The 13720-nt window shown below is 33.6% G+C and carries 12 protein-coding genes; 11 read left to right on the top strand and 1 reads right to left on the bottom strand.

The window, feature by feature from the left end; genetic code table 11:
• The first annotated feature begins 2 nt into the window (after positions 1-2).
• From DEA20_02030 to DEA20_02005, 6 genes are all read left to right on the top strand, one after another.
• Positions 3-605, top strand: a complete 603-nt coding sequence (locus DEA20_02030; GenBank protein ID HBS47958.1) for a recombination protein RecR — start codon at positions 3-5, stop codon at positions 603-605.
• A complete protein-coding gene (locus DEA20_02025) occupies positions 602-2923 on the top strand; it encodes a hypothetical protein (GenBank protein HBS47957.1) in 2322 nt (773 codons plus the stop codon). The genes DEA20_02030 and DEA20_02025 overlap by 4 nt, the downstream gene beginning before the upstream one ends.
• Positions 2924-2949: 26 nt before the next feature.
• Positions 2950-4236 carry a hypothetical protein gene (locus DEA20_02020; GenBank protein ID HBS47956.1) on the top strand — a complete coding sequence of 429 codons (1287 nt, stop codon included), beginning with the start codon at positions 2950-2952 and terminating at the stop codon, positions 4234-4236.
• Between the two features lie 8 nt (positions 4237-4244).
• Positions 4245-5906, top strand: a complete 1662-nt coding sequence (locus tag DEA20_02015; protein ID HBS47955.1) for a CTP synthase — start codon at positions 4245-4247, stop codon at positions 5904-5906.
• Positions 5907-6080: 174 nt separating this feature from the next.
• Positions 6081-6509, top strand: coding sequence for a 50S ribosomal protein L13 (locus DEA20_02010; GenBank protein HBS47954.1), 429 nt, complete (start codon positions 6081-6083; stop codon positions 6507-6509).
• Positions 6510-6694: 185 nt separating this feature from the next.
• A complete protein-coding gene (locus DEA20_02005) occupies positions 6695-7597 on the top strand; it encodes a hypothetical protein (protein ID HBS47953.1) in 903 nt (300 codons plus the stop codon).
• A 52-nt stretch (positions 7598-7649) separates the two neighbouring features.
• Here the strand turns inward: DEA20_02005 and DEA20_02000 are convergent, their stop codons facing one another.
• Positions 7650-8738 (bottom strand): hypothetical protein, encoded by a 1089-nt coding sequence (locus DEA20_02000; GenBank protein HBS47952.1) that lies wholly within the window; start codon positions 8736-8738, stop codon positions 7650-7652.
• A gap of 444 nt (positions 8739-9182) precedes the next feature.
• On the opposite strand from DEA20_02000, the gene DEA20_01995 reads away from it, so the two are divergent.
• From DEA20_01995 to DEA20_01975, 5 genes are read left to right on the top strand one after another with little or no spacing between them, the layout of a single operon-like run.
• The gene (locus tag DEA20_01995) at positions 9183-9563 is read left to right on the top strand and encodes a 30S ribosomal protein S12 (protein ID HBS47951.1); all 381 of its coding nucleotides are present in this window, start codon (positions 9183-9185) and stop codon (positions 9561-9563) included.
• Positions 9563-10045, top strand: coding sequence for a 30S ribosomal protein S7 (locus DEA20_01990; protein ID HBS47950.1), 483 nt, complete (start codon positions 9563-9565; stop codon positions 10043-10045). Before DEA20_01995 ends, DEA20_01990 begins: the two co-directional genes overlap by 1 nt.
• Before the next feature lie 35 nt (positions 10046-10080).
• Positions 10081-12153: an elongation factor G gene (fusA, locus tag DEA20_01985; protein ID HBS47949.1), complete on the top strand. Its 2073-nt coding sequence runs from the start codon at positions 10081-10083 to the stop codon at positions 12151-12153.
• Between the two features lie 46 nt (positions 12154-12199).
• Entirely contained in the window at positions 12200-13390 is a 1191-nt protein-coding gene (tuf, locus tag DEA20_01980; protein ID HBS47948.1) for an elongation factor Tu, read from the top strand.
• Positions 13391-13399: 9 nt separating this feature from the next.
• Positions 13400-13705 (top strand): 30S ribosomal protein S10, encoded by a 306-nt coding sequence (locus DEA20_01975; protein HBS47947.1) that lies wholly within the window; start codon positions 13400-13402, stop codon positions 13703-13705.
• The last annotated feature ends 15 nt before the right edge of the window (positions 13706-13720 follow it).

Below are 13720 nucleotides of genomic sequence, written 5' to 3'. Positions count from 1 at the left end.
AAATGTTAAAAGGGTTACCGTCGCTTGAGCGGCTTGTCCGAAGTTTACAAAATATTCCATATTTAGCTTCCAAAAATGTTTATCGTGTTGCGATGCATCTGATGGAATCTAATGAAAAAGATTTGGAAAGATTTTGTAATCTTATTTTGGATGCCAAGCATAAAGTTAAAAAATGTCAGAATTGTTTTAATTGGTGTGAAGACGGTAATCTTTGTTTGATTTGCGCAGCGACCAAAAGAGATAAAGATATGATTTGCGTTGTGGAATCATGGCATGAGCTTGCAGCGATAGAAAAAGCTGGCGGTTACAATGGTGTTTACCATGTTTTGGGTGGGGTTTTATCGCCGCTTGAAGGAATAGGTCCAAGTGATTTGACAATTGATTTTTTGGTAAAAAGAATTTTGCAGTCAAATATTACAGAATTGATTTTGGCAACAAACCCAACACCAGAAGGCGAAGCTACTGCAAATTATATTGCTTCCAAGTTACAAGTATCAAATTTGAAGATTTCGAGACTTGCTAGCGGTGTTCCAATTGGTTCAAATTTAGAAAATATGGATCGAGTTACAATCTATAAGGCATTATCTTGCAGAAGGCCATTTTGAAACGTTTATTTATTTATTCGTTTTTACTATTTTCGTTTTATGTATCACAATCAAAAGCTGTGGTTCGGGATGTTGTCGAATCTTTTAGAGTAGTACGAATTAACAGTGTCTCTCAGAGAATCATAAGTTTAAATAAAATAATTTTTGAAGAAAATGTTGAAGTTTTGGTTGATCAAAATGTTCATATTTGGGCTGATCGTGTAGAGGCTGATAAAGAAAAGCAATTCATAGAGGCGACCGCCGCTCCTTTTGGTTTTGTGAAGCTTGAAACTCCTGACTTTTTAATGCTTGCAGATAAAATTTATCTAGATTTGGATAAAAAAACTGGTTATGCGGATAATGTAAAAATTCAAATGGATCAGCGATATATCTCGGCAAAAAAAGCAGAAAAAAGAGATGAGTTTACCTGGAAGCTTTCAGATTTAGTTTACACACCTTGTGATCACCCTAGTCCACATTGGCATTTGCATGCAGATGAAGCAAAGTTGTATAAATATGTGATTAAAGGTAAGGGAATATCTTTAAGGGTAAAGAATATTCCAGTTTTTTTAATTCCTAAAATAGTTATTCCTGCTCAAGCACAATCAAAATCTGGATTTTTAGTTCCTAAATTTACTTTGGATAAGAAGTTGGGTTTTGGTTTAACTCAAGAATATTATTGGGAAATTAGACCAAGAATGGATACGACCTTAGGGGTTAACTGGAAAAATAAAAAGGGATATGTTTTTTACGACGAGTTTAGATGGGGTAGAAACAATGATGACTACACCTTAGTTAATACAAAATTTGCAAAAGAATATCAGGCTTATGTAGAAGAAGATTTTAAAATAATTTCAAAAGATGAATGGCGAACATCTATTCAGGCTAAACATTTTCAACCTTTAAAATTTAAAAATTTTAAAATAGATAATTTAGTTAATGTAGACTTTGGCTCCGACAAGAGGATAGGGTATGATTTTTTAGGCTTACCTGATTCGGTTGAAGATAAATTTTATAACTCTTTTATAAGTCGATGGCATAGTAAAAATAATGGACTTATTTTTGCAAAGGTTGATCGTGATAAAGTTTTTAGAGAAGATTTTACATTTTCTAATACAAGTAAATTCGAGCTTGATGAGCGTATGGTTCGGTCGAGGGTTCCTCATTTTGAATGGAATTCAAATTTTTATTCCTTGAGCAAATTTGCAAAATATAAACATGATTTATTTGTTGATTATGCAAATTTATCAAGAAAAATAATTTTTAAGACAATTGTAGGTAATGATGTTGTTTCGTCGTATGAACCTGTTCCTTTTGAAAATTTTTCAACATTACGTTTGTTTTATGAAGGCGTTCTTGAAAATTATTTAAAATTTAAAAGAAATATCATTCGTATTGCTCTTTCTCCTAATATTCAGTTTAGAAGTAAATCAAATTATATTACACCATATGTTAGCACTAATAGATCTGCTTATAGTGAAATTAGATTGGATGATCAATGTGCGGCGAGAGCTCTTTTGCAAGGTGATGCTGAATGGGCTTTTCCAGAATTTACCAAAATTGGTACCAAGAGCGAAAATGATTTCTTTTTTCAGCCAGTTTTAACTTACAAATTTATTCCTAAAATCAAGCAAGATGATTGGGGATTTATCGATGAATGGGATAGAATTTATCCGAACAATAAAATAGGGCTAGAACTTAGAAATAACTGGTATTTTAGAAAGGGTTGTGCGGGCTTAACTTTGGGGCAAGCGTATGACTTTTATAAGAGTCCAGATCTTTTTTATCTTGATAGGGCAATAGGACAAAATCACTTGATGCCTTTTAAGGTTGATTTTTCTTACGAATATGATTTTTTTCGTTTTAATTTACTACAGCAATATGATATGCATAATTTTACGATATTTGATAATGAGGCTGAAGCTTCAATAAATTTTAAAAATTTTGATGCACATGTTGGTTGGGTATTTCAAAGCAGAAAAGAACAGGTTATTCGTCAATTGCTTTCTAATGTGCCATCCTTTTATCTTTTTGGTTTTAGTATGCAGGCTAACAAGGCGATGAGAATATCTTATGAAGGTCAATTTTTTTCTCCTGAAAATTCTTTAATTTCTTTGTTTCAAAATATAAATGCTTTATGTCATCGTTTAGATGTAAAGTTAAATGGACATTGTTGGGGCATTTCGTTTGGTTTGCAAGAAAAACGTTATAGACAACAGGGAATTGTGAGAAGTGAAAGAGGGTTTGTTTTTTCATTTAAATTAGAATCCCTAGGGTCTTTTGGAGGAAGGTTTAAACCTGAAACTAAAATCATAGAAGCGCCAGAAGATTATTATTAAAAAATAAATTTATTTTTGGAGGTCATATGACAAAGCCGGAAAAAAGCTTTTTTTGTTTTAAAGAAAGGCGTAAAAGAGTAATTGAAATATTAAAAGAAAAATGTCTCGAACTTCAAAATGGAGTAGCGATATTTTTTGCTGATTTTGAAAATGATAGACATTTATTTCGCCAGCATAGCTCTTTTTATTATTTAACAGGCTTGAATGAACCAGGAGCGGTTTTACTTTTGTATTTTGATGGTAGAGAGATTTTATATTTGCCAAATTATAGCGCAAAAAGAGAGCAATGGGTTTCCTCTATAAATGATTCGAAGATTGCTGATTTTAGTGAAGTAAAACAATTAGGTAAGCCTTGCATAGGGTATTCACTGAATCCGCTATTCTCTGCTGATGAGTATGAAAACTTACTTTCAGATTTATATGTCTTTTTGAAAAAAGATGATATTGGTGTTTTTGCAATATTAAACACTTTGAATCATAAAAATTTATTTCCAGTTTATTGTTTTAGATTTTTAGTTTCGAAGCTTGATCATTTGAAGGATATTTCTTTTGATCTTTCGCCTATTATTGAGCGAATGCGAAACATAAAGGAAAAATGTGAAGTTTTAGAGATTCAAAAAGCTATTAGTGTTACATCTCTTGCCCACCAAGCAGTAGCAAGGTTAATCATGCCGGATATTTATGAGTCTGATGTTCAAGCCGTGATTGAATCTGTTTTTATTTCAAAAGGATTAAATGCAGCATTTCCTAGTATTGTTGCAAGTGGTAAAAATTCTACGATTTTGCATTATACAAGTAAAAGTGAAAAGCTAAAAAAAGGGGACTTGGTTGTTGTCGATATCGGCGCTGAAGCTGGAAATTATGCTGCAGACTTAACTAGAACTTATCCGGTTAATGGCAAATTTAGTGTACGGCAAAAAGAAGTTTATAGTATTGTGTTAGATGCTCAAAAATATATTAAATCTATTGCACGAGCAGGAATGTATCTAAATAATCCAAATGAGCCTGATAAATCGCTGCAGCATTTAGCGGTTAGATTTTTTGAAGAATATGGGTTGGGGCAATATTTTGTGCACGGAATAGGTCATTTTTTAGGGCTTGATGTGCATGATGTTGGTAGCGCCTCTGTGCCTTTAGTATTTGGAAATGTTATTACTATAGAGCCAGGGATTTATATACCTCAAGAAAATATAGGAATCCGGATTGAAGATGATTTTTTAATCGTTGAAGATGGTTCTATTTGTTTGAGCGAAAATTTGCAACGAAATGTAGATGAAATAGAAGAAATGGTGAATAAGAAAGAAAAATTGTGAGGTGAGTTATGACTGAAAAAAATTTGTTAGAACAGTTTTCAAAGTTAAATACCAATTTTATTGTGGTGACTGGAGGAGTTTGTTCCTCGATTGGTAAAGGGATTTTAGTTTCATCAATCGGAACATTGCTCAAAAATTGTGGTAAAAATATTTCAATAGTTAAAATGGATCCTTATTTAAACGTTGATCCTGGAACTATGTCACCGCTTGTTCACGGTGAAGTATTTGTTACGCAAGATGGTGCTGAGACAGATATGGATCTTGGGCATTATGAGCGTACTCTTGGTATCCAATTGACAAAAGAGTCCTCAGTTTCTGCGGGGCAAATTTTTCAAGAAGTTTTGGATAAAGAGAGAGCTGGTTATTTTCTTGGTAAATGTATACAGCTGGTACCTCATGTAGTTGATGCTATCAAAGGTAGAATTTTATCTTTAGCTTTAAAAACAAAACCAGATTATTTACTTATAGAAATAGGTGGTACGGTTGGAGATATCGAGGGAGAAGTTTTTTTAGAAGCTATTAGACAATTGCGACTTGAAGTTGGATATGATCGTTTTTTGCATGCACATTTAAGTTATGTTCCTTATTTAGAATGGGCTAATGAGTTTAAAACAAAACCAACTCAGCATAGTATTATGTTTTTGAAAAAAGCGGGCATTGTTCCAGATGCTATATTTTTACGAGTTGATAAAGATATCGATGTTAAATCTTTGAAAAAATTATCTTTAATGTGTGGTGTAAGCGAAGATTTGATTTTTACAGTACCGACAAGAAAGCCCGTATTTAGGTTATTTTTAGAATTAAATGAGCAAAAATTAGCAGAAAAAATTCAACAAAAATTTCAAATTTCAAAAATAAAAAAAGCAAATTTAAGCTGCTGGGAAAATCTTGTTGCGAAAATTGTAAAAAAGAAAAAGACGTTAAAAATAGGGTTTGTAGCGAAATATGTTGGTATTAGTGATCCTTATATAAGTATCATCGAAGCGTTAAATGCTGCTGCATTAAATTGTGATCGCGATATTGAAATAGTTGTTTTAGATGCGGAAAAAATAGAACAAGCTGGAAGTTATAAAAAGGCTATATCTCTTTTCAAAGGAGTAGATGGAATTCTAGTTCCTGGTGGTTTTGACAATCGCGGCGTGGAAGGAAAGATTTATGCAGCTCGATTTGCCCGAGAAAACAATCTTCCATATTTTGGTATTTGCCTTGGAATGCAAATAATGATCATAGAGTTTGCAAGGAATGTTTTGAAGTTAAAAGATGCAAATAGTGAAGAGTTTGAACTTTCTTGTAAAAATCCAGTTATAGAACTGCTTGAAGACCAAACTTTTGTAACATCGAAGGGCGGGTCTATGCGACTTGGCGCATTTCCTTGTCATTTGAAATCTAAAACAAAGGCGGCGAATGCTTATGCCGTAGAAACTGTTTTAGAAAGACATAGGCATAGATATGAATTTAATAATAAGTTCAAAAAGGAATTTGAAAATAACGGAATGGTTTTTTCGGGAATTTACAAAAATAAAAATTTGGTCGAGATTTCGGAATTAAAAGACCATAAATTTATGCTTGGTGTTCAATTCCATCCTGAATTCTTATCTTCCTATCTAAAGCCGCATCCTTTATTTGTTGCTTTTATAGAGTCGATGATTGAAAAACGGGCTCAAAAATGAGTTTTTTGAGAGGAATGTTGTTTTTATAATTGACCCATTGAGTTTTTTGTTTTAAAATCAGAAAATCTTTAGAAAATTAGGAGTATATTTATACCTTTTAATTTTTATTCTTTTTAGAGATTTTATTAAATATTATCAAGCTTGAAAGTATGGTTAGTAGGTGCTTTTATGGATATGAACAAAAGTTTTATAGTAAAAAAAGAAAATCGTGATCCTCAATGGCGAGTAATCGATGCCTCTGGTAGAGTTTTAGGAAGACTTGCAACAGAAATTGCAGATATTCTTAGAGGTAAAGATAAACCAGAATATACTCCTCATGTTGATTGTGGTGATTACGTTATAGTTACCAATTGTGAGAAGATTGTTTTAACCGGTAACAAATGGGATGGTAAAATATATTCTCATTACACAGGCTACAGAAGTGGGTTGAAAGAATTTACAGCTGAAGCGTTTATGAAGAAGGATCCTACAAAACTTATCGAACTTGCAGTTAAGAGAATGCTTCCTAAAAATAAGTTAAATAGACAGATTTTTAGCAAGCTAAAAGTATATGCAGGAAAAGAGCATCCTCATGAAGGACAAGTTTCTGTACCAGCAAAATAAAACAATTAAAAGTTTTAAAAAAGGCAGTTCAAGCGAACTGCCTTTTTTCTTTGTTGTTTAAATAAATTTTTTGAGCTTTTTGCAAAATAAATTTTGGAGAGTTATTTTAGTTTATTGTTTTCAATATTTAGTAAAATTTTCATTGTATTTTATCGTTTTGAAAATTTATTAGGTTAAATAAAAAAATGGAAATAAGTCAAAAAACTATTAAAGAAGAATTATCTTTTGACGGGATAGGGGTTCATTCTGGTTTGAGTTGTAAGGTTACTTTAAAACCAGCAAATGAAAATAGTGGGATAATTTTTAGAAATATAAAATATCCAAATGTTAAAATAGAGGTTGGTAAAGTTTGTCCTGATAATTCTCAATATTCAACATCTTTAAGTTCTAGTGAATGGCGAATTGGAACGATAGAACATCTTCTTGCGGCTGTGACTTGCTTGCAAATAGATAATTTGATGATAGAAGTGGATGGTGAGGAAATTCCTATTTTAGATGGAAGTTCTTTTCCTTTTATTAAAGAGATTTTGAGAGTTGGCATAGATGTTCAAAATGCTAAAAAAAACTTTTTAACTCCAAGAAAAATGCTTTATTTTGAAGATTTGCAGCATGAACGAGAACTTATTTTTTCACCTGCTCAAAAGTATTTTTGCTTGAATGAAAAAGATGGAAGCGTGCTTGAGAAGTTTGATAAAAATTTATACATAGATTATAAAGCTGAATTTGAAAATCCCGTTTTGGGTGCAGCGGAGATTAACTGTTGTTTAACTCAAGATTTGTTTATAAATGAAATTTCACCTGCTAGAACATTTGGATTTTTAGAGCAATTACCTTTTATGCAACAAAATGGTCTAGCCAAAGGTGCATCCCTTGAAAATACCGTAGTTATAACAAAAAATGGTTATGTAAATGAGCGTAGATTCGAGGATGAATTTGTTAGACACAAATTATTGGATCTTCTTGGGGATTTATCCTTAACCGGTTTTAAATTGGCTGGAAAGATAAAAGCTAAGCGAACTGGGCATAACTTTAACCGTAAAATTGTAGAACATTATTTAAAAAATCCAAGTGATTGGATGTTGATTTAAGACAGGTAATTTTAAAACAAAAGGGCTGCGAATTTCGCAGCCCTTTTTGTTTTTATCTTTTTATCAGATACAAAATGTCGTTATAAGTTATGTACAGGAATGTCAGTAAAAGTAAAAATATTGAACCTATGCTTATGTAATTTTTAATATTTATAGGTATTTCTTTACCAATAATAGCTTCAATGGTTGTGAATAATATTTGTCCGCCGTCAAGAACCGGAAGGGGTATCAAATTCATTATTGCAAGACTTATGCTAATTATTGCTAAAAACATGAAAAGGTAGAAAAATCCTTTTTGTGCGAATTTTACAGTTTCAGAAATTATTAAAACAGGGCCGCCAGCACCTTTTAGTGATTTATTTTTAAACATTTGTGTAAGAGAATATACGGTTACGTAAATATATTGGTTGGTGGTATAGATTCCTTTTTTTATAGCTTCGAGTGGTGCAAATCTTTCTTTTTCTTCTGCAAAACCGAAGTTAAAAATTACTCCCAATTTTGGTTTTTCTTTATTTGAGAGGTCGAATTGTACTTTGAACTCTTTTAATTCGTTGTTTCTTAAGACTGTTAAAATTACGTTTGTATATTTTCCGCTTAAGATTTTTTCTCTTTCTATTTTGAGTAGCTCAGGATTTTCTTTGATATTGGATTCGCCTATTTTTATTAGTTTGTCTCCAGCAAGAATTCCAGCGGTTGCAGCTGGGCAAGTTTTTTCAACTTCTTGGATAAAAATTTCTGATTTGGGGAAGCCTATCATAAATATGAAAATGAAGACTAAATATGCGAAAAGAAGATTAAAAGTTACTCCGCCGGCGAGTACAAATAGTTTTTGCCAGTATGGTTTTGATTTAAAGGCGCCATCTCCCTCTTCTTGAGAGTGTTTTTGCTCACCTTGTCCGGGTTCTGCTAGGCCTGCGATTTCTACATAGCCGCCGAGAGGAAGTGCTGAAAGCTTAAAGTTTGTAGTACCAATCTTTTTTTGAAAAATAGTAGGACCCATTCCGATAGAAAAAGTGGGGGTGGATATACCGAATGCTTTGCAGAATAAAAAGTGGCCTAATTCATGAACTATTATTAAAAGCCCAAAACCGATAATTGCGTATAAAACGGGGAATGCTTTGGTTGCCGACGATAGAATCATATATTTCCTTTTTCGCTAAAAACTAATAAAAATGCAATTTTAAGACTTTTTTAGTATACATTTTACGTGGTTGAAATGGCAAGAATTGAGTTTGATAAAAAATAATATTTGAAAATTCATTTTGAGGACGATTTTTTAGTTTTAATTTTTCAAATAGTCGATTGAATAAAGTTTTTGTTATAAATACAACGATTTTGTTAAGCTTTTGCCTGAACTTGGGGGATTTAATTTTTATTAAGAAATGTGAAGCGGAAAATTTTAAAGATATTTTTTACTTGAAAAAAGTTAGAAAAAATATATCCTAATCTTGTTATTATTAACTTTATATAAGCCTAAATTTCTTAAATATTAATATTTAGCTTAGTACTAATGAACAAATTTAGCGTAAATTTTTCGAGAAAATTTTAATTTTATTAATCAGTTTTAAAATTAGGACTTTAGAGTATGCCTACAGTTAATCAACTTATCCGTGGTTCTAGAACCAAAGTTAGCTCAGACACAAAGGCCCCTGCATTAAAAAGTTGCCCTCAAAGAAGAGGAACTTGCATAAGGGTTTACACCGTTACACCAAAGAAACCAAACTCTGCTTTGCGTAAAGTTGCCCGTGTAAAATTAACAACTGGAAGAGAAGTAACTGCATACATCCCAGGAGAGGGTCATAACTTGCAAGAACACTCAGTTGTTTTGATAAGAGGGGGAAGAGTAAAGGATTTACCAGGTGTAAGATATCACATAATTAGAGGTACTTTGGACTCAGCTGGAGTCGAGGCAAGAACTCAAAGTCGTTCTTTGTACGGTGCCAAGAGAAAGAAGGGAACTAAATAATGCCAAGACGTAAGTCGGTTAATATAACAAGAGAAATCGGAGTTGATCCTCGATTTAAATCTGAAGTCGTCCAAAAATTTATCAATGTAATAATGGAACGTGGAAAAAAAGATTTAGCACGTTCTATAGTTTATGGAGCTTTTGACGTTATTGCTAAAAAAACTAACAGCGATGACAAAAAAGCTTTTATTATTTTTGAAAAAGCTATCGATCAAGTAAGACCTTTGGTTGAAGTTAAACCTAGAAGAGTTGGTGGCGGTGTTTACCAAATTCCTGTAGAAGTTCGAACTGCAAGAGCTTTAGCTTTATCTTTTAGATGGATTAAATCATCGGCTCAAGCAAGAAGCGATAAAAGCATGAGCGAGAAGTTAGCGGCGGAGTTGTTAGAAGCTTCAGAGGGAAGAGGAAATGCCATTAAGAAAAAATTAGAAGTTCACAAAATGGCAGAATCAAATAGAGCTTTCTCTCACTATGCTTGGTAAATTAGAATTTTGTATTATCTAATGAGATGTAAATTATGAGTAATGATTATTTAAAAAAATATAGAAATATCGGAATTATGGCGCATATTGACGCTGGAAAAACTACGGTGTCAGAGCGAATTCTTTATTACACTGGTATTTCTCACAAAATTGGTGAAGTCCATGAAGGCGAAGCTACAATGGACTGGATGGAGCAGGAGCAAGAAAGAGGAATTACTATTACCTCGGCTGCTACTACATGTTTTTGGAAAGATTATAGAATAAATCTTATAGATACACCCGGTCACGTAGATTTTACAATAGAAGTTGAGCGATCATTGCGAGTTCTTGACGGTGCTGTTGCTGTATTTTGTGGTGTTGGTGGTGTTGAGCCTCAATCTGAAACTGTTTGGCGACAAGCGGATCGATATCATGTTCCAAGAATAGCTTTTGTAAATAAAATGGATAGAATTGGGGCCGATTATTTTTCAGTTGTTCAAGAGATAGATGAAAAATTGAGCGGGGATCCTCTTCCTATGCAAATTCCTGTTGGCCAAGAAGAGAATTTCAAAGGGATTGTCGATGTTGTTTCTAAGAAAATGGCAACATTTGATGAAGCGTCCAAGGGAGCTATTGTTAATTGGGTTGAAGTTCCTGCAGATCTAAAAGAAAAAACTGACAAAATGTATATCGATATTGTTGAAAGAGCTTGCGATTTTGATGATAATTTGGCTGAGAAATATCTTAATGGTGAAGCGATTTCTACTGACGAAGTAAAAGAGGCGCTTAGAAAAGGTGTTTGCGATCAAAAGTTAACGTTAGTATTTTGTGGTTCTGCTTTTAAAAACAAAGGCGTTCAGTTATTGCTTGATGCGGTTGTTGCTTATTTACCATCACCTCTTGAAATACCTCCTATGAAAGGTATTGACGCGGATACTAAGGAAGAAGTTTCTTTTAATCCAGATCCAGACGGTCCCTTTTGCGCTTTAGCATTTAAGATTATGACAGATCCTTTTGTTGGTTCTTTAACATTTGCAAGAATTTATTCTGGTAAGTTAGAGGCTGGTTCTTACATTATGAATACTTCTAAAAATAAAAAAGAACGAGTAACTCGCTTAGTTAAAATGCATGCAAATAAAAGAGAAGACGCTGCAGATTCAAAAGCGGGAGATATTATTGCGATTGTAGGATTAAAAGATACTACAACGGGTGATACTTTATGCGGGGAAGATGATAGATCAGTTCATTTAGAGTCTATTGTATTTCCAGAACCAGTTGTAAGTATTGCTATTGAACCTAAAGAGCGAGGTGGTTATGAAAAACTTGTCTTGTCTCTTAGAAAAATGATGCAAGAAGATCCTTCTTTTAGATATTCATACAACGAAGAAACAGGGCAAACCGTTATTTCCGGAATGGGCGAGTTGCACTTAGAGATTATAGTGGATCGTCTCAAAAGAGAGCATAAAGTTGAATCAGTTGTTGGAAAACCTCAAGTTGCCTTCAAGGAAACTATTCAAAAATCTATCAAATCTGAAGGTAAATACATTAAACAGTCCGGTGGACGCGGGCAATATGGCCATGTTTGGCTTGAGATTTCACCTCAAGAACGAGGTGCGGGATGTATTTTTGAAAATAAAATTGTAGGTGGGTCTGTTCCAAGAGAATATATACCTGGAATTGAAAAGGGTGTAGTAGAGGCTGAAACTTCAGGAATTCTAGCAGGGTTCCCTGTAGTTGATGTAAAAGTTGTTGTTTATGATGGATCTTACCATGATGTTGATTCTTCAGAAATGGCATTTAAAATAGCAGCATCTATGGCTTTGAGGGATGGAATGGCAAAAGCGTCTCCGGTATTGCTTGAGCCTATAATGAGAGTCGAAGCGTTGACTCCAGAGGAGGCAATGGGCGACGTAATTGGAGATTTAAACTCCAGAAGAGGAAGAATTTTAGGTATGGAATCTAAAAAGGGAATCCAGGTAATAAGGGCAGAGGTTCCATTATCTGAAATGTTTGGTTATACTACTGCATTGCGATCGTTAACCAAAGGAAGAGCTTCATCTTCGATGGAATTCTTTGCTTACAGAGAAGTTCCTAAAAATGTACAAGATGAGATTGTAAATAAAAAATAGAAAGTAAATTTCAAGTTAAGAATTGATAATTTCGGAAGGAATTGGAATGGCAAAAGGCGTTTTTGTGAGAAATAAAACTCACGTAAATATAGGAACAATTGGTCACGTTGATCATGGAAAAACAACCTTGACAGCTGCTATCACTACAGTTTTGTCTAAAAGCGGAACATCTGTAGCTGTACCATTTGATCAAATTGATAAGGCTCCAGAAGAAAGAGAACGTGGTATTACAATATCAGCTTCTCACGTTGAATATGAAACAGCAAAAAGACACTATGCTCACGTAGATTGTCCAGGTCACGCTGATTATGTTAAAAACATGATTACAGGAGCTGCTCAGATGGATGGAGCTATTTTGGTAGTTTCTGCTGCTGATGGAGCAATGCCTCAAACAAGAGAACATATTTTGCTTGCTAGACAAGTTGGTGTTCCATATATTGTTGTTTTCTTAAACAAAGTTGATATGGTTGACGATCCAGATCTTGTAGATTTAGTTGAAGATGAAATAAGAGAATTATTAAGCAAATATAACTTCCCAGGCAAAGATATTCCTGTAATAAGGGGATCAGCTCTTAAGGCATTGGAAGGCGATACAAGTGAAATAGGTTCAAAAGCCATTGAAAAACTTATGGAAGCTGTAGATTCATATATTCCAGATCCAAAAAGAGATTCAGATAAAGCATTTTTAATGCCAATTGAAGACGTTTTTTCAATTTCAGGTCGTGGAACAGTTGTAACCGGAAGAATTGAATCTGGTAAAATTAAGGTTGGTCAAGATGTTGAGATCGTCGGACTCGGACCTACAATGAAAACAACAGTTACAGGCGTTGAAATGTTCCAAAAAACCCTTGATGAAGGTCAAGCTGGTGACAACGTTGGTTTGTTGGTTCGTGGTATCAAAAAAGAAGAAGTCAATAGAGGACAAGTTCTTGCAACTATCGGATCAATCAAGCCTCATAAGAAATTTAAAGCTCAGGTTGTTACATTAAGCAAAGAAGAAGGTGGCCGTCATAGCCCATTCTTTAATGGTTATAGACCTCAATTTTATTTCAGAACTACAGATGTCACGGGAGTAATTACTCTTCCTGAAGGTCGAGAAATGGTCATGCCAGGAGATGATGTTCTGTTAATAATTGAACTTATTTCTCCAATTGCTATGGAAAAAGAGCTTAAATTTGCAGTGCGCGAAGGTGGAAGAACAGTTGGTGCGGGTGTTGTAACAGAAATAATCGAATAGTTGTATAAAATGAAAAAACAGAAAATAAGATTAACTTTAAAATCTTATGATCATCGACTGTTAGACGGCGCTGTAAAACAAATAGTTTTAGCGGTAAAAAGAACAGGTTCTAATTTAGTAGGACCTGTTCCTATGCCTAATAGAAAACAAATTTTTACAGTTTTGCGATCTCCTCACGTCGATAAAAAATCTCGAGAACAGTTTGAGATTATTACTCATAAGAGAGTTTTAGATATAGTTTCTCCAACAGAACAAACAATGGATGCTCTGATGAAATTAAATATTTCAGCAGGAGTTGACGTTGAAATTAAGTAAGAGAGGGTCAATTTT

The sequence above is a fragment of the Candidatus Dependentiae bacterium genome (genome assembly GCA_003511165.1).
In the GTDB taxonomy this organism is placed as follows: Bacteria; Babelota; Babeliae; order Babelales; family UBA12411; genus UBA12411.
This window is presented reverse-complemented; position numbering and strand designations above follow the sequence as displayed.

Excerpts from the sequence above, each read along its gene's own strand:
- tuf (HBS47948.1), top strand. The coding sequence starts at position 12,200 with ATGGCAAAAGGCGTTTTTGTGAGAAATAAAACTCACGTAAATATAGGA.
- DEA20_02020 (HBS47956.1), top strand. The coding sequence starts at position 2,950 with ATGACAAAGCCGGAAAAAAGCTTTTTTTGTTTTAAAGAAAGGCGTAAA.
- DEA20_02015 (HBS47955.1), top strand. The coding sequence starts at position 4,245 with ATGACTGAAAAAAATTTGTTAGAACAGTTTTCAAAGTTAAATACCAAT.
- DEA20_01995 (HBS47951.1), top strand. The coding sequence starts at position 9,183 with ATGCCTACAGTTAATCAACTTATCCGTGGTTCTAGAACCAAAGTTAGC.
- DEA20_02030 (HBS47958.1), top strand. The coding sequence starts at position 3 with ATGTTAAAAGGGTTACCGTCGCTTGAGCGGCTTGTCCGAAGTTTACAA.
- DEA20_02005 (HBS47953.1), top strand. The coding sequence starts at position 6,695 with ATGGAAATAAGTCAAAAAACTATTAAAGAAGAATTATCTTTTGACGGG.
- fusA (HBS47949.1), top strand. The coding sequence starts at position 10,081 with ATGAGTAATGATTATTTAAAAAAATATAGAAATATCGGAATTATGGCG.
- DEA20_02010 (HBS47954.1), top strand. The coding sequence starts at position 6,081 with ATGAACAAAAGTTTTATAGTAAAAAAAGAAAATCGTGATCCTCAATGG.
- DEA20_02000 (HBS47952.1), bottom strand. The coding sequence starts at position 8,738 with ATGATTCTATCGTCGGCAACCAAAGCATTCCCCGTTTTATACGCAATT.
- DEA20_01990 (HBS47950.1), top strand. The coding sequence starts at position 9,563 with ATGCCAAGACGTAAGTCGGTTAATATAACAAGAGAAATCGGAGTTGAT.
- DEA20_01975 (HBS47947.1), top strand. The coding sequence starts at position 13,400 with ATGAAAAAACAGAAAATAAGATTAACTTTAAAATCTTATGATCATCGA.